Source organism: Acidimicrobiales bacterium (genome assembly GCA_040219085.1).
Taxonomy (GTDB): domain Bacteria; phylum Actinomycetota; class Acidimicrobiia; order Acidimicrobiales; family JAVJTC01; genus JAVJTC01.
Map to the genome: position 1 here is coordinate 12,989 of JAVJTC010000014.1, position 14,152 is coordinate 27,140.

A 14,152-nucleotide genomic window follows, 5' to 3' on the forward strand; every position below is an offset into this window, starting at 1 on the left:
GGGCGGTGACCCGCCACTATCTGGACCACGCGTCCACGTCCCCGCTACGGCCCGAGGTGAAGGCCGCGATGGCGGCCTCACTCGACGAACCCTGGGGTGACCCCGGTCGCGTCCACACGGAGGGAATGGGCGTGCGGGCCCGACTCGAGGAAGCCCGCGAAACCGTGGCCGCCTTCCTCGGCGCCCGCTCGCGCGAGGTCGTGTTCTGTTCCGGGGCCACCGAAGCCATCGCCGCAGCAACGTGGGGTGCCCGCGAGCGGGGGCCCGGCGACCACGTGGTCGCCGCCGCCGTCGAACACTCGGCTGTGCGTGCCGCCACGGAATCGGGCCCCCACACGATCGTCGGCGTGGACCGTGTCGGTCGGGTGGATCCCGCCGACGTCGACGCGGCCATCCGCGACAGCACCGCCCTGGTCCACATCCAGTGGGGCAACCACGAGGTCGGGACGTTGCAGCCCATGGCCCAGATCGTCGAGATCTGCCGGAGCCGCGGGGTCCTGGTGCACGTCGACGCGGCTGCCGCCGCCGGGCGGGCGCCGCTCGACTTCGACGGACTCGGCGCCGACCTGATGTCGATCAGCGGCCACAAGTTCGGCGGCCCGCCGGGGGCGGGCGTGCTCCTGGTGCGGCGGGGTCTGCGTCTCGGGCCGCTGCTGGGGGGAGGCGACCAGGAACGCGCCCGACGCGCGGGACTCGAGAACGTCCCGGCCATCGCCGGGCTGGCTGCTGCATGCGGGGCCCTCGCCGGAGAACGTCTCGGTCGCGAAGCCGCACGCGCCCGTGACCTGACCGACCGCATCGTCGACGCGGTCGGCGACATCGACGGCGTACGTTCCTATGGCGACACCACTGGGCGCCTACCCCACATCGTGTGTTTCGGGATCGACGACGTCGAACCCCAGGCTGTCGTCCTCGGACTCGACCGCCGCGGCGTCGCGGTGCACTCGGGCTCGGCATGTTCGTCGGAGTCGCTCGAGCCCTCCGTCGTGCTCGAGGCCATGGGGGTCGATGCCCACCGTTCACTGAGGGTCAGCGCCGGATGGACCACGACCGACGACGACGCCTACGCGTTCATCGACGCGTTCGGCGCCGTCCTCGCCGAGCTCCGCGCACTCAGGTCGTGAGACCCGGGTCGAAGGTCCCGGTGGTGGTGACCCTCGAGGCCGCGCCAGTACGCTGAATGCTTCATGGCTCTGTTCGTCATCCGCCACGCGTCGGCCGGTGCCCGGAACCCAGCGGCTCCCGACGACCATCTCCGAGCGCTCGACGCCGCCGGCCACGAACGCGCGGCCACGATCGCCGCCCACCTGGCCGACCGCCGGGTGCAACGGGTACTCACGAGCCCCGCTGTGCGTTGCCGCCAGACCGTGGAGCCGCTCGCCGCGATGGTGGGGGCCGAGGTGGAGGAGCATCAAGCGCTCGCCGAAGGAACCGCGCTGGTCGACGCCCTTGCGCTCGTAGCCGGACTCGCCAAAGAAGGCCCCACCGCCGCGTTGTGCACCCACGGTGACCTCATCCCCGAGATCATCCGCACGCTCCAGCGGACCGGCACGACCGTGAACGGCCGCACGGGCTGGGCGAAGGGGTCGATCTGGACACTCGAGGTACGCGACGGCGAGATCGCCTCAGCCAGCTACGAGTCCTTCTCCGGTGCCGGCCTCCTGAGCTGACGCGCCCCGCTCAGCCGGCCCCGATCGCGTCGATACGGGCTTCGAGAGCCAACCGGGAGGCGAGGTCGGCGAGTTCCGCGGAGGGTTGGTTCGCGAGGAACGTCTCGTAGGCCGTAGTGGCGCCCGGACCGTCCTCCACGAGCGTCAGGGCCAGCGCAAACCAGAACCACGGCTCGGCGTCGTCGGGCGCCACCTGCGTGGCCCGCTCGAGCAGTGCGATCCCGCGTTCGATGATGTCGGGCGTGTCGACGAAGTCGGGTGTGGCCAGGATGGACCCGAGCGAGATCAGCGCACCGACGTTGTCAGGTTCCGTGTCGAGGACGGCGTCGAGGATCCGCACGGCGATCTCGAAGTCACCGTTGTCGCGGATCAGCCGGGCGGCGCCCACGACCCGCTCGATCGGCGCGTCGACGGCGGCGATGTCGACAGGTGTGCCGACCGGGCCGTACTCCTCGACGAGTTCGACGGCCAGCAGATCGGTCCGGATCCCCGCCGACTCGACGAGCTGGTTCATCATCGGCGGCGGATCGAGGGCGTCGAATGCCGCCAACTCGGCGGAGGCCTCCGAGAACCGGCCGAGGCGGGTCAGCGCTATGGCGTGGAACACCCGTGCGTCGGGATAGGCCGGATCCGCGGCGGTCGCGGCGGCGAGCAGCTGCTCCCCGCCGACGAGGTCGTTGTCCAACACTGTCACCCAGCCCTTGTAGGCGAGGGCCTCGGCGTTCGACGGGTCCTGTTCGAGTACCTCGTCGTACACCTCCACGGCTGCGTCCCGCTCACCCTGACCCAGCAGCTCCTGGGCTTCGAAGAGCAGGCCCCGCGTCGTCTGGCGGACATCGCCCGTGAGAGAGTCACCCGACGAACGGAAACCCAACGCCGACGCCAGGAGGACCCCGGCGACCGCAGCGAGGATCACCACGCCTCCCAGGGCGACGATCCAACGGGACCTGGACCGAGCGGGCGCTTCGGCGAATGCCGCCCGGCGTTCCTCGACGGCCCGCAGGACCTCGGCGGCGCGTCGCGTGTAGTCGTCGCGCAGTTCGAGGTAGTCGTCCTCGTCGATGTCGCCCGCGTCGTGCTCGCGCTCGAGGTCCTCGAGGGAGCGCAGGAGGAAGTCCCGCTGCTCTTCGAGCTCGGCGAGCCGGTCGGGATCGATCAGCTCAGTCGTGGCCACGACCACCTGCCAGGGCCTCCGCCACGAGACGCCGGTCGTCCTCGGACGCCGCCACGGCATCGCCGAGGCGACGCCAACGCCAGAAGGCGAACCCGAGCACGCCGGCGGCCGCGGCACCACCGACGACGGGGATCACCCAGACCAGCGACGAGAAGCCCGAGCCGGGCGGGGTCAGCAGGATCGACTGGTTGTAGAGGTCGACGTAGGCGGTCCTGATCTCGTCGTCGGTCTGCCCTGCGTCGACCCGGCGCGAGATGTCCGCGCGGATCTCCCGCGCGATCGCCACGTTGGATTCGGCCACCGACTCGCCGAGGCACTGGGGGCAGCGGATCTCACGGGCGAGCTCGCCCGCCCGCTCGGAGTCGGTGCGGGGCCCACCGTCGTCGACGGCGCCGATGGCCAGAGCCGTCGTCGCGATGATCGCCATGAGCACCCAGGGAACCCAGCCGAGCGGCCTCGCCCGCGACGGTGCGCGTGCACTCATCGGGGTTGCTCGAAGCGGGCGATGGTCGCGTCGAGCTGGTCGGCCGTCACGCCGGAGGCGCCCACGAGCTTGTCGACCACCCGGCCGTTGGGGGCGACGAGGTAGGTCTCGGGCAGGGCCGTGACGCCGTAGGTCGGGCCGACGATGCCGACGTCGCTCGCGAGGACCGGCCAGTCACCACCGCGTTCGGCGAAGAACCGCTCGACATTGCTCACGCTGTCGTCGAAGGCTATCGAGACGACGACGGCGTCGCCGGCCGCCGCGTGGCGCTGTGAGAACTCGACGAGTTCGGGGTGCTCCTGGATGCACCCGACGCACCAGCTCGCGAAGAAGTTGACCACGACCCAACGACCCCGCTGGTCGTCGAGGTCGAAGATCTCACCGGTGAGGGTCTCCCCCGAGAACTCCGGCGCCTGCTCCCCGATGATTCCGCTGCCGATGATCACCCCTGGCGAGGTGCCCCGGGTTGCGAGAAGGATCACGAACGCACCCAGAACGACGAACACGGTGACACAGACCGACACGACGAGACGACCCGAACGACGCGACATCACGCGGGGCACGTCCGGGCCGGGGCCCGAAGTGGAAACCTCTCCCCCCACGACTCAGCCCGCCGGCGCCGGTGTACCGGCGTCGTCGGTTCGGCTGATGGCACCGACGGGTTCACGCGGCGCGTCCGCTCCGGGCACGGGGGCCGCCGCGGCTTGAGCCGTACCGCCGTCAGCGGTGGCCCACGAGACGGGGTCGGTCGGATTACGACGGTTCCGGCCGGGGAACAGCGCCAGTGCAGTTCCGAGGGCCATCACCGCTCCACCGGTCCACAACCACAGGATCAGCGGCTGCTCGGTGACGCGGAACACGAGGTTGCCGCCCGTCTCGGAGGGGAGCCGCGAGATCGCCACCTGGATGTCGCGGGTGAACGAGGTGTCCGTGTCGGGGTCACCGATGGCCCGCCCGGTCAGCACGTACTGGTTGACCGCAGGCGTGAGGACATTCCCGTCGAGATCCAGAAGTGCGGCCTGCTCGATGCGCTCGTCGAAGGTCGTGGTGCGTATCCCCTCGAAGGTGATGTCGTGGCCGGCGAAGCGCACGGACTCCCCTTCGGCCAGCGAGAACTCGGCCTGTTGCAGATAGGCGTTCGACGAGGCGAGCGCGACGGCGATCATGATGACGCCCAGGTGCACGATCATTCCGCCGTTCGCCCGGCCGAACAGCCCGCGCGGGCCGTGGCGCCGCGTCGCGAGCACCAGTTGGCGCAGCGCCGCGCCCGCGGCGAAGCCGCCGAGGCCGAACGCGACGAGGGGGGCGACACCGCGCGCGCCGATCGCCACCGAGAAGACGAGCGCTGCGGTTCCGAGCCACGCGGGCCACACCAGGCGGCGGCTCAAGAGTTCCCCGGAGGCCTTCCGCCACGGCAGCACGGGGGCGATCGCCATCAGGAACAGCAGCAGGAGCCCGACGGGCATCGTCATGCGTTCGAAGTACGGCGCACCGACCGACAGGCGGTCGCCGTTGACGGCTTCGGCGATCAGCGGGAAGACCGTGCCGAGCAGGACGATGAACGCGAACGCGGCGAGAACGAGGTTGTTCGCGAGGAACGACCCCTCGCGGCTCAGAGGAGAGTCGATCAGTCCGGGGGAGCGGAGCCGGTCCCCACGCCAGGCGATGAGTCCGACCGTCACGACGACGACGGCGCCGAAGAACCCGATCAGCAGCGGACCGACGGATCCCTCCGAGAACGCATGGACGGACTCGATGACGCCGGACCGGGTGAGGAACGTGCCGAGGATGGTCAGAGCGAACGTGGAGCACACCAGTGACAGGTTCCAGACCCGCAACATCCCGCGCCGTTCCTGGACCATCACCGAGTGCAGGTAGGCCGTCGAGGTGAGCCACGGCAGGAACGAGGCGTTCTCGACGGGGTCCCAGCCCCAGTAGCCGCCCCAGCCGAGCGTGTCGTAGGCCCACCATGCTCCGAGCACGATGCCGGCGGTCAGGAAGCCCCAGGCGAACAGGCTCCACCGTCGGATCTCGACAAGCCAGCCTTCGCCGAGGCGCCCGGTGACGAGCGCGGCGATCGCGAAGGCGAACGGCACGGTGAACCCGACGTAGCCGAGGTACAGCATCGGCGGGTGGAAGGCGACGAGCGGGTTGCCCTGCAGGAGCGGGTTGGGGCCGGGGCCGTCGAAGCCCACCGGAGCGTCGAAGGGGACGAACGGATCCGTCGGCCCGAGCATCAGCCCGTAGAAGAAGGCGTTCACGACGAACATCGTGAGCAGCGCCCATCCGAACATCGGGTCGCCGTCGCGGGCGCGGAACTTCCAGGCCATCGCGACGGTGAACCCGCCCAGAACCAGCGCCCACAGCACGATCGAGCCGTCGAGTGCGGACCAGGCGGCCGCGAAGTTGTACAGCGCCGGGGTCGTAGAGCTTCCCTGTTCGGCAACGTAGGCGACGCCGAAGTCCCGGGTGATCAGCGCCCTCTCGAGCGCGATGAACGCGAGAAGGCCGCCTCCGGCGACCACCCACGCGAGCCGGCGCGTGAGTCTCAGCAGGGCCTGGTCGCGGCGGGCGAGTCCGAAACCCGCGACACCGATCGCGACGACCGATGCGGAGAACCCTGCGACGACACCGAGATCGCCGAGAACGACGTTGCTGCTCACGGCTGGAGTGGTACCGCCCCGCCCTCGTCGGCCTCCGCGAGTCGCTCGGCGTTGTCGGTGCGGTACTCGTTGTCATGCTTCACGAGCATCCGACTCGACAAGAAATACCAACCGTCGTTGATACCGCCGTCGAATGCGTCGATCCCGGTCGGCACGCCCTGGACCCACCGTCCCTCGAGCACGACGGGCACGCCGGGCTGGAACAGGTCCGGCGGGCTGCCGACGTGGACCACATCGGCGACGACACCGTCGAAGTGGATGGAGAAGGCGACGGCCTGTTCGAACTCGACCTCCAACTCGGTGGTCTCGGCACCCGGCGTCCCCTGGATCCGAAATCGCTCCCCGGCGAGATCGTCGCGCTGTTCGATCGCCTCGTCGACGTTCAGGAAGAACAACGACGCGTCGGACAGCAGGCGGAACGTGATCACGCCGATCACCGCGAAGATGGCGAGAACCAGACCGCCCGTCAGCAGGGTGCGTGGGCGTTTGCGGCCGGTCGCAACCCGGCGGGGCGACAGGTCGAGCGCGTCCCCGGCGTCGACCGTCTGCTCGGACGGGTCCACGGGACCGTCGTCGATGGTGCTCATCGGCTTCGCTCCGCTGCGCTACTCATCGGGGGCTCTCCGTGGCGGGTTCGTCGTCGGCCGTCATCCAGCGGCGCCGGTGCTCGGGGACACGCCGGGCAAGTGAGCGGCCCCGCACCAGAACCGAGTAGGCATAGGCGCCCAGGGTCCCCAACCCGATGGACCAGCCGGCGAGGATGTAGCCGAGGTGGGTCATCGCTGGTCCCCTCCACCGATGCGCACGGCCGCGTCCACGTCGGCGTCGGCCTCCGCGCGCCGCTCGACCAGTGCCTCGGACAGACCGTGACGTTCGACCTCGCCCTGGAGCCAGGCCGTACGGAAGCGGTGGACGAGCAGCCAGGCGAACAACAGTCCGAACACCGCGAAGCCGAGCACCAACGTGAACAGCGTCAGGTCCTCGATCTTCAGATCGGTCAGCGTCGACTGCTGGTGCAGCGTGCGATTCTCCCACCACTCGACGGAGCGGTTCACGATCGGGATGTCGATGGCGGCCACGAGCGCGACGATCGCCGCGCGCCGGGCCTGGACGTCGGGATCCGCCGGCACGGATCGCAGCGCGAGATAGCCGAGGTACATCAGGAACAGGATCAGTGTCGTGACGAGGCGCACGTCGCCCCACTCCCACCAGGTGTTCCACGTGGGGCGTCCCCAGATCGAGCCCGTGACCAGCGTCAGTCCACAGAACACGACGCCGATCTCCGCCGACGCATGGGCGACGTGGTCCCACCAGCGGGACCGCTTCCACAGGACCATGACGCTGCCGACGGCGGTTATCGAGAAAGCCACGTAGGCGATGATCGCCGACGGCACATGGATGTACATCAGCCGTACGGCGTCGGACTGGCCGATCACCGAACCGGGGTCGACGGGGCTCACGCGGGCGTCCTCGGGGCTCAGCACGAACGCGAACAACAGGAGGACTCCGACCCCGACGAGGGTCATCCATCCGAGGACGCGGGTGGCCCGCGATCCCGTGTGCACCGGTGCGGTGTCGCTCCGGTCCGGTCGGCTTCCGAACAGCGCTGTCACGAATCCTCCAGGAGCGCACCGAAGGCCAGTGCGCCGAACATCACGTATACGACCGCGAAGGCGACCAGCAACCCGAGCCAGGCCCATCCGTCCACCGCGGCCGAACCGAGCGCGTCGTCGAACGCGCGGGTGGCCGCGATCAGCACCGGGGCGAGGACCGGGAGCAACAACACGGGCAGGATCGTCTCCCGCACGCGCAGGCCCGCAGCCAGCACGCCGTAGAGGGTACCGGCGGCGGCCACGCCGGTGGCCGCGGCCAGCGCGGCCACCACGAACAGGGCGGGGTCCTCGATCTCGGCGTCGAACAGGACGATCACACCCCCCGTGAGCAGCAGCTCGAGGGCGAGAAGTTGCAACAGGATGGCGAGGGCCTTGCCGGCGAATATCGCCGCCGGGTCGACCCCGGAAAGGCGGAGCCCCTCGATGGCACGGTCGTCGTATTCGAGAGCGAAGGCCCGTTGGACCGCCAGCAGGGCCACCAGCAGCACGGCCACCCAGTACAGGCCCGACGTGAACGAACGCAGCGTGACGGTGTCGGCGGACAGGGCGAAGCCGAACAGCACGAGGATGATCAGGGCGAAGGGCGCGACCTGGTTGACAAGGACCCGTGAGCGGGCCTCGACCCGCAGGTCCTTGGCGGTGACGAGCCACAGCTCACGCATCGGCGACGGCCCCCGTCCCCGCGACTCCGGCGGTGTCGCCCGAACGCTCCGACTCCGCGGCCGCGGCTCTGTCCCCGTATGAGCGCCGTTCGTCGCGGTGCACCACACCGCCGGCGATCGTCACGGTCCGCGACACGAGCGAGCGGACCCGCTCGAGTTCGTGGGAGGCCATGAGCACGGTGGCCCCCGCCGAGACGGCATCGGCCACGAGGCGGTCGACAACGTCCCGACCGGCCTGGTCCAGACCGGCATGGGGTTCGTCGAGGAGCCACAACTCGGGACGACGGACGATCATGGCCGCGATGGCGGTCCTGCGCCGTTGACCGGCCGAGAGGTGCCGCACGGCCAGGTCGGCGAGACGCTCGATGCCGAGCCGGGCGAGAATCGCGGGAACGTCGACCGAGTCGACCCCGGCCATGTCCGCCCAGAAGGTGACGTTGTCGGCCACGGACAGATCGTCGTAGAGCATCGTCGCGTGACCGACGAGACCGACCCGACGGCGTAGTCCCCGGCGATCGGTCGTGAGGTCGTGCCCGAGGACGGTGCCTCCGCCGCTCTCGAGACGCAGGAGCCCCGCACACAGGCGCAGGAGCGTGGACTTCCCGGCGCCGTTGGGGCCCTGGAGGAGAACGACCTCTCCCGGGTCGACGACGAGGTCGACACCGGCGAGCGCAGGGAACCGGCCGAGTAGGCAGACGGCTTCGCGCAGAGAGACGACAGGTGCGGTGGCCACAGCGAGGACCAGATCCTACCGGCCACGCCCGCCCGGGGCCCTGTCGAGCGCGTCCCGACGGAGACGGAGTTCGGTACCCCGGTACTCTCTGACCCATGTTCGTCAGGGTTCTCGGTGGCATCGGACGCACGCTCATCGCGGCCGGCGTGATCATCCTCCTGTTCACCGGCTACCAGCTGTGGGGAACCGGAATTCAGCACGCCCGGGCCCAGAGCGCCCTCGACGCCGACTTCTTCGAGGCGCTCGAACAGGCCAACACGACGCTGGCGACGCCTGCGCCGACGGCGGAACCGACATCTGCACCGTCCGGAGAGCCGAACGGGGAACCCGAGCCCGAACCCGACCCCTTCGAGCTGACCCTGAGCACCCTGCAGTCGGACTTCGACGCGGCGGGCATCGGTTTCGAGTCGATGTCACCGGAGCTCGTCGAACTCCTGTCGCTGCTGTACCCCGACGCCGGCGAGGCACTCCTGCGGATCACGATCCCGGCGATCGGCGTCGACGAGACGGTCGTCGAAGGGGTGGGGGTCGAAGACCTGCGGAAGGGTCCCGGCCACTATTCGACGACACCACTGCCCGGCCAGGACGGCAACGCTGCGATCGCCGGCCACCGGACAACCTACGGGGCGCCGTTCCACGACATCGACCAGCTCGAGCCGGGCGACGAGATCGTCGTCCAGACCATCCAGGGAACCTTCACCTACGAAGTGATGGCTCAGGAATCAGCCGACGGCACCCAGAAGGGTCATCTGATCGTGCCGCCGTCGGCCACGGAGGTGCTGCGGGACTTCGGCGACGACCGGCTGACCCTCACCGCGTGTCACCCCAAGTACAGCGCCCGCCAGCGCATCATCGTCCATGCCGAACTGGTCGGCGAACCCGTGGTGACGTTCCCGCGTCCGGGCCAGGTCACGGTGGCCGACCAGACCGAGCCACCCGAGATCGCGTCCGAGTTCGACGACGGCGGGGACGACGACGGGTCGGCGACGGCCGGTGCAGACGCGGACAGCACCACAGGCGACCCCGCGGCGCCCGACGGGCCCGCCGGAGACGGGTCCGCCTCGTCGGCTGGAGACCCGGGCGACGGCGAAACCGGCGATGCCGGGGACGACACCTTCGTGATCTCACAGACGCCGGTCTCCTCGGAGGGCTTCGGATCCGGACTCGGCGGCGACCTCGGTGCGATCCCGCCGGCCGCGTCCTGGGCCGTCGCGGCGGGCTCCATCTGGTTGGCGGCGTGGTTCGTCGGGCGACGGTGGCGGCGCTGGCCGTCCTACGCGCTCGGGATCGTGCCCTTCCTCGTCGTCTTGTTCTTCTCTTTCGAGCAGGTCGACCGGGCCCTACCGGCGTACTGAGCGTCGCCTGCCGCCCGCTGGCGGCCCCGGCGCGCCTACCCTCCCGATTCGATGTCCCGCCCGGCCCTCTTCGCCATCATCGTGCTCTGCGTCGTCGCTGTGACGGCGTGTTCGGGCTCGTCGGGTGATGACGCGTCCGGCGACGGCGGCGCCACCGACGAACCCCGGCTCGTCTCCCAGACCCCCGACGTCGCGACGACGATCCCCGGATCCGCCGACAACGGCGTCGACGGTCCCGCTCTCGACGCCCATGCGGAACCGGTCCTCGAAGGCCGCGTGACCAACCGCTACGACCTGGCTGTCGGCGAGTGCTTCAACGAGTACGTCCTGGACTTCACCGACGGGGGCTCCGAGGACATCACCACCGTCGTCGACTGCCGGGGTGTGCACGACGCGGAGGTCTACCACCAGTTCACCGTGGCGGGCGACCAGGGTGCCGCGTACCCCGGCGAGGACGAACTGGACGCTCTCGCCGAGTCGGAGTGCTATCAGCGTTTCGGGGAGTTCGTGGGGGTCCCCTACGAGGTGTCCGAACTCGGGCTCGGCTACCTGCGGCCCACCGTGGAGACATGGACGGGGGCGGGCGTGCACCGTGAGGTCACGTGCTACGTGGAACCCTACGACTCGAGTCTGCGCCTCGAGGGCGGCTCGGTGGCCGGCCGCGGCCTCTGAGGGCCTACCCGTCCACGAACAACGCGGCGAGCGCCGACCACGACTGCGGGATCGCCCCGAGTCCACCGCCGGTGTCGGGATCCCAGTACTCAGCGAAACCCGAAGCCGTGGCCCCCGCCACCACGCCCTGCGCCACCACCGCGGCCTCGGCGGAGCGGCCGAGCCGTTCGAGCGCCAGCCAGGCCAGGTAGCCCAACTGGGGCCACACCGGTCCGCGCCAGTAGGTCACCGGGTCGAAGGAGGACTCGGCCCGGTGGACACCGCTCGGCCCCCACGGCGACCCGAAGGCGTCGGGTTCGACGAGGTCGCGGGCTGCGGAACCGACGCGCCCGGGGGTGTCGTCCACGAGCAGGGCCAGCACGGCGTCGAGGGTGCGCACCCGGCCAGATCCGGTCTCGGTCTCTCCCGCGTCGACCCAAGTGGCCGCGCCGGGGTCCCAGCGCCCGCAGATCGACGACGCAAGTTGGTCGGCCAGACCGGCGAGCTCGGCGTCGGGCGCGACGGTGCACAACTCGCGGGCGCAGAAGGCCACGAGAGCGTTGAAACCGACCGGGGCGACGTCGAAGTGGGGGTTGCGGAGCGGCGCACCGCCGGCGCCGCGCACGATCTCCGCGACGAGTTCGCTCTTGCGGACGCGCCACGCGTCCCGGGACCAGTCACCCTGGAGCGTGTCGTCCCACCGGGGACTGTCGTCGCAGCCTGATTCCCACGGGTGCACGAGCGGAATCAGGCCGCTGTCGTGGCGGGGACGGTGGGCGAGAAGGTGCACGAGCCCCGCCCGGGCGGCGGCGACCAGGTCCCCGGGCACCTCGGTCCCCGTGCGGTGCAGCTCCGCGAGCGTGTGACCGTAGATCGGCGGCTGGGTGATCGACGACGTGTGGGGCCGCCCCCAGAAGTCCGTGTCGGGGCCGACACCCTCGTAGATCATGTGCGGCACGAAACCCGTCGGGTCGGCTGCGCCCAGCGCCCGGCGCGTCTCGGCGATGGCGCGGTCCGGTCGACCGAGGCGATTCCAGACGAGGGCGTGGAAGCAGGAGTCCCACAGCCATTGCCACGGGTACACGGCCTCGTTCGGCACGGTGTAGCCTGCGGCCCTCCAGTGGCGATCGAGCAGAGCCCGTGACCGGGCGACGAGGTCGGCCCCGTCACCTGCGGGTGCCTCGAGGTTCATCGCGCTGATCCGACCATGTCCACCTGTGCCCTCGTCTCCTTCCGGCTGTGCCTCACCGACGGGGTCTCCGTCGTCGCCCGACGTTGGGCCGACATCCTCGGAGATCTCGGCTTCGAAACGCTAACCGTGGCCGGCGAGGGACCCGTGGACCGCACGGTTCGGGGCCTCGCCCTCGACGCGACGGACGGCCCGGACGAGGACGAACTCACATCGGCCCTCGCCGACGCCGACCTCGTGGTGGTCGAGAACCTCGCCACGATCCCCCTGAACCTCCCTGCGAGCCGCTCGATCGGCCGCATCCTCGCCGGGCGACCCGCGATCATGCACCACCACGACCCTCCGTGGCAGCGGCCCCGCTTCGCCCACGTCACCGAACTCCCCCTCGACGATCCGGCATGGCGCCACGTGACGATCAACGAGCTGACCCGGCGTCAGATGGCGGCGCGGGGCATCACCGCGACGACGATCTACAACCCCTTCGACCCGGACCCGACCCCGGGTGACCGGGAGCGCTGTCGGGCACGTCACGGACTGGCGCCCGACGAACTCGTGGCGCTGCACCCGGTCCGGGCCATCGAACGCAAGAACATCGCCGGCGCCGTGGCGGCAGCGGAGGCCCTCGGGGCGACCTACTGGTTGCCCGGGGAGGCCGAGGAGGGCTACGACGACGAACTCGCCGCGATCCTCGCAAGCGCGCGGTGCAGGGTCGTCCGCGACAACGACGGGTCGATGGCCGATGCCTACGCGGCATCGGACGTCGTGGTCTTCCCGTCACGCTGGGAGGGTTTCGGGAATCCCCCCGTCGAGGCCGCGACCCACCGTCGGCCCGCGATGGTCGGCGACTACCCCGTAGCCCATGAGTTGCGTCGGCTCGGGTTCCGGTGGTTCTCACCGGCCGACACCGCCGCACTGGCCGCCTTCCTCGCCGACCCCGACGATGCGCTCCACGACCACAACCAGGCCGTCGTGCGTGAGCACCTCTCGCCCGACGTCATCGCGGCACAGGTGAAGTCGCTGCTCGACACGGCAGGCTGGCTCCCGTGAACGCGCAGGCACCGACCCCCGGGGAGACACCGGCCGACCCGGTCCTCGCGGGCAGAGCACGCGCCCTGCACATCGCGAAGCGTCTCCAGCGCGTCGGCTACATCGGCTTCGCCGCGGCGCTGGTGGTCTTCTTCATCGGCATCGTCATCGGCCTCGACGACGCGACCGCGACGATCATCGTCGTCTTCCTGGGCGTGGGATCGCTGTTCCTGCTCCCGGGGATCCTCCTCGCATACTCGGTCAAGGGCGCCGCCCGCCACGAGGAGGACGAGGCGGCGGTGCGCCGGCCGACCCGCGGCGACCGGGGCCCGGGTCCGCGCTCATGACCCGCCTGCCCGCCTCCGAACGGCGCCGACAACTGCTCGACGTCGCCCTCACCGAGTTCGGCAGGCACGGGTACCACACGACCGCGATGACCGAGATCGCCGGCGCCGCCGGCGTCACCAAGCCGGTGCTCTACCAGCACTTCGAGTCCAAGCGGGACCTGTACCTGGAGGTCCTCGCCGACGTCGGCAGCCGTCTGCGCGAGGCGGTCATCGGGGCCGCGGCGGCGGTGGAAGACCCGCGCGAGCAGGTCGAGACGGGTTTTCGCGCCTTCTTCGAGTTCTTCGAGGCGAGCCCGGCGTCGTTCGGGGTCCTCTACGGCGACTCGAGCCGGGTGGACGCCGACTTCGCCGCCGAGGTGGCCGCAACCGAGAGCGCCATCGCCGAACGCATCGCCGACCTCATCGCGATCGGGGAACTGTCCACCGACGTACGACGACTCCTCGGACACGCGATAGCCGGAATGGCCGAGGCCGCCGTCCGACACTGGTACGGGGAGGGTTCGGCGATCTCGACCCGCGAGCTCACCGACGCGATCGCCACCCTCGCCTGGGCGGGCCTGCGCGGGCGCGGCGCCGAGGGCTGAC

The 14,152-nt window shown here is 70.5% G+C and carries 17 protein-coding genes; 7 read left to right on the plus strand and 10 right to left on the minus strand.

Features of this window, described 5'->3' with window-relative positions:
* The first annotated feature begins 5 nt into the window (after window positions 1–5).
* Together RIE08_06205 and RIE08_06210 are read left to right on the plus strand one after the other, a co-directional pair.
* Window positions 6–1,124: a cysteine desulfurase family protein gene (locus RIE08_06205; protein MEQ8717185.1), complete on the plus strand. Its 1,119-nt coding sequence runs from the start codon at window positions 6–8 to the stop codon at window positions 1,122–1,124.
* A gap of 63 nt (window positions 1,125–1,187) precedes the next feature.
* Window positions 1,188–1,670 (plus strand): phosphoglycerate mutase family protein, encoded by a 483-nt coding sequence (locus RIE08_06210; protein ID MEQ8717186.1) that lies wholly within the window; start codon window positions 1,188–1,190, stop codon window positions 1,668–1,670.
* A 10-nt stretch (window positions 1,671–1,680) separates the two neighbouring features.
* Here RIE08_06210 and RIE08_06215 read toward each other — a convergent pair whose 3' ends face one another.
* Genes RIE08_06215 through ccmA form a run of 9 tightly spaced genes read right to left on the minus strand, consistent with a single transcriptional unit; the run spans window position 1,681 to window position 8,999 of the window.
* On the minus strand, window positions 1,681–2,844 hold the full coding sequence (locus tag RIE08_06215) for a tetratricopeptide repeat protein (protein MEQ8717187.1): 1,164 nt from the start codon (window positions 2,842–2,844) through the stop codon (window positions 1,681–1,683).
* On the minus strand, window positions 2,831–3,328 hold the full coding sequence (locus tag RIE08_06220) for a cytochrome c-type biogenesis protein CcmH (protein ID MEQ8717188.1): 498 nt from the start codon (window positions 3,326–3,328) through the stop codon (window positions 2,831–2,833). The genes RIE08_06215 and RIE08_06220 overlap by 14 nt, the downstream gene beginning before the upstream one ends.
* On the minus strand, window positions 3,325–3,879 hold the full coding sequence (locus tag RIE08_06225; GenBank protein ID MEQ8717189.1) for a TlpA disulfide reductase family protein: 555 nt from the start codon (window positions 3,877–3,879) through the stop codon (window positions 3,325–3,327). The genes RIE08_06220 and RIE08_06225 overlap by 4 nt, the downstream gene beginning before the upstream one ends.
* 54 nt (window positions 3,880–3,933) lie before the next feature.
* The gene (locus RIE08_06230) at window positions 3,934–5,991 is read right to left on the minus strand and encodes a heme lyase CcmF/NrfE family subunit (protein ID MEQ8717190.1); all 2,058 of its coding nucleotides are present in this window, start codon (window positions 5,989–5,991) and stop codon (window positions 3,934–3,936) included.
* The gene (locus RIE08_06235; GenBank protein MEQ8717191.1) at window positions 5,988–6,578 is read right to left on the minus strand and encodes a cytochrome c maturation protein CcmE; all 591 of its coding nucleotides are present in this window, start codon (window positions 6,576–6,578) and stop codon (window positions 5,988–5,990) included. Before RIE08_06235 ends, RIE08_06230 begins: the two co-directional genes overlap by 4 nt.
* Window positions 6,579–6,600: 22 nt before the next feature.
* Window positions 6,601–6,771, minus strand: coding sequence for a hypothetical protein (locus RIE08_06240; protein ID MEQ8717192.1), 171 nt, complete (start codon window positions 6,769–6,771; stop codon window positions 6,601–6,603).
* A complete protein-coding gene (gene ccsA / locus RIE08_06245; protein MEQ8717193.1) occupies window positions 6,768–7,604 on the minus strand; it encodes a cytochrome c biogenesis protein CcsA in 837 nt (278 codons plus the stop codon). Before ccsA ends, RIE08_06240 begins: the two co-directional genes overlap by 4 nt.
* The gene (locus RIE08_06250; protein MEQ8717194.1) at window positions 7,601–8,266 is read right to left on the minus strand and encodes a heme exporter protein CcmB; all 666 of its coding nucleotides are present in this window, start codon (window positions 8,264–8,266) and stop codon (window positions 7,601–7,603) included. Before RIE08_06250 ends, ccsA begins: the two co-directional genes overlap by 4 nt.
* Window positions 8,259–8,999, minus strand: coding sequence for a heme ABC exporter ATP-binding protein CcmA (gene ccmA / locus RIE08_06255; protein MEQ8717195.1), 741 nt, complete (start codon window positions 8,997–8,999; stop codon window positions 8,259–8,261). The genes RIE08_06250 and ccmA overlap by 8 nt, the downstream gene beginning before the upstream one ends.
* A gap of 95 nt (window positions 9,000–9,094) precedes the next feature.
* Here ccmA and RIE08_06260 point away from each other — a divergent pair, with 95 nt between their 5' ends.
* Together RIE08_06260 and RIE08_06265 are read left to right on the plus strand one after the other, a co-directional pair.
* Window positions 9,095–10,354, plus strand: coding sequence for a sortase (locus RIE08_06260; GenBank protein ID MEQ8717196.1), 1,260 nt, complete (start codon window positions 9,095–9,097; stop codon window positions 10,352–10,354).
* 51 nt (window positions 10,355–10,405) lie between these two features.
* Window positions 10,406–11,026: a septum formation family protein gene (locus RIE08_06265; protein ID MEQ8717197.1), complete on the plus strand. Its 621-nt coding sequence runs from the start codon at window positions 10,406–10,408 to the stop codon at window positions 11,024–11,026.
* A 4-nt stretch (window positions 11,027–11,030) separates the two neighbouring features.
* Here RIE08_06265 and RIE08_06270 read toward each other — a convergent pair whose 3' ends face one another.
* Window positions 11,031–12,197, minus strand: a complete 1,167-nt coding sequence (locus RIE08_06270; protein ID MEQ8717198.1) for a hypothetical protein — start codon at window positions 12,195–12,197, stop codon at window positions 11,031–11,033.
* 15 nt (window positions 12,198–12,212) lie between these two features.
* Between RIE08_06270 and RIE08_06275 the strand changes: the two genes are divergently transcribed.
* The 3 genes from RIE08_06275 to RIE08_06285 are packed head-to-tail and all read left to right on the plus strand — an operon-like array spanning window position 12,213 to window position 14,151.
* Window positions 12,213–13,241: a glycosyltransferase family 4 protein gene (locus tag RIE08_06275; protein ID MEQ8717199.1), complete on the plus strand. Its 1,029-nt coding sequence runs from the start codon at window positions 12,213–12,215 to the stop codon at window positions 13,239–13,241.
* Window positions 13,238–13,567, plus strand: coding sequence for a hypothetical protein (locus tag RIE08_06280; protein MEQ8717200.1), 330 nt, complete (start codon window positions 13,238–13,240; stop codon window positions 13,565–13,567). Before RIE08_06275 ends, RIE08_06280 begins: the two co-directional genes overlap by 4 nt.
* Window positions 13,564–14,151 carry a TetR/AcrR family transcriptional regulator gene (locus tag RIE08_06285; protein MEQ8717201.1) on the plus strand — a complete coding sequence of 196 codons (588 nt, stop codon included), beginning with the start codon at window positions 13,564–13,566 and terminating at the stop codon, window positions 14,149–14,151. The genes RIE08_06280 and RIE08_06285 overlap by 4 nt, the downstream gene beginning before the upstream one ends.
* Window position 14,152 lies beyond the last annotated feature (1 nt).

Coding starts and splice junctions, on each gene's coding strand:
- RIE08_06265 (MEQ8717197.1), top strand. CDS start 10,406: ATGTCCCGCCCGGCCCTCTTCGCCATCATCGTGCTCTGCGTCGTCGCT.
- RIE08_06240 (MEQ8717192.1), bottom strand. CDS start 6,771: ATGACCCACCTCGGCTACATCCTCGCCGGCTGGTCCATCGGGTTGGGG.
- RIE08_06225 (MEQ8717189.1), bottom strand. CDS start 3,879: ATGTCGCGTCGTTCGGGTCGTCTCGTCGTGTCGGTCTGTGTCACCGTG.
- RIE08_06270 (MEQ8717198.1), bottom strand. CDS start 12,197: ATGAACCTCGAGGCACCCGCAGGTGACGGGGCCGACCTCGTCGCCCGG.
- RIE08_06235 (MEQ8717191.1), bottom strand. CDS start 6,578: ATGAGCACCATCGACGACGGTCCCGTGGACCCGTCCGAGCAGACGGTC.
- RIE08_06210 (MEQ8717186.1), top strand. CDS start 1,188: ATGGCTCTGTTCGTCATCCGCCACGCGTCGGCCGGTGCCCGGAACCCA.
- RIE08_06220 (MEQ8717188.1), bottom strand. CDS start 3,328: ATGAGTGCACGCGCACCGTCGCGGGCGAGGCCGCTCGGCTGGGTTCCC.
- RIE08_06275 (MEQ8717199.1), top strand. CDS start 12,213: ATGTCCACCTGTGCCCTCGTCTCCTTCCGGCTGTGCCTCACCGACGGG.
- RIE08_06285 (MEQ8717201.1), top strand. CDS start 13,564: ATGACCCGCCTGCCCGCCTCCGAACGGCGCCGACAACTGCTCGACGTC.
- RIE08_06260 (MEQ8717196.1), top strand. CDS start 9,095: ATGTTCGTCAGGGTTCTCGGTGGCATCGGACGCACGCTCATCGCGGCC.
- RIE08_06250 (MEQ8717194.1), bottom strand. CDS start 8,266: ATGCGTGAGCTGTGGCTCGTCACCGCCAAGGACCTGCGGGTCGAGGCC.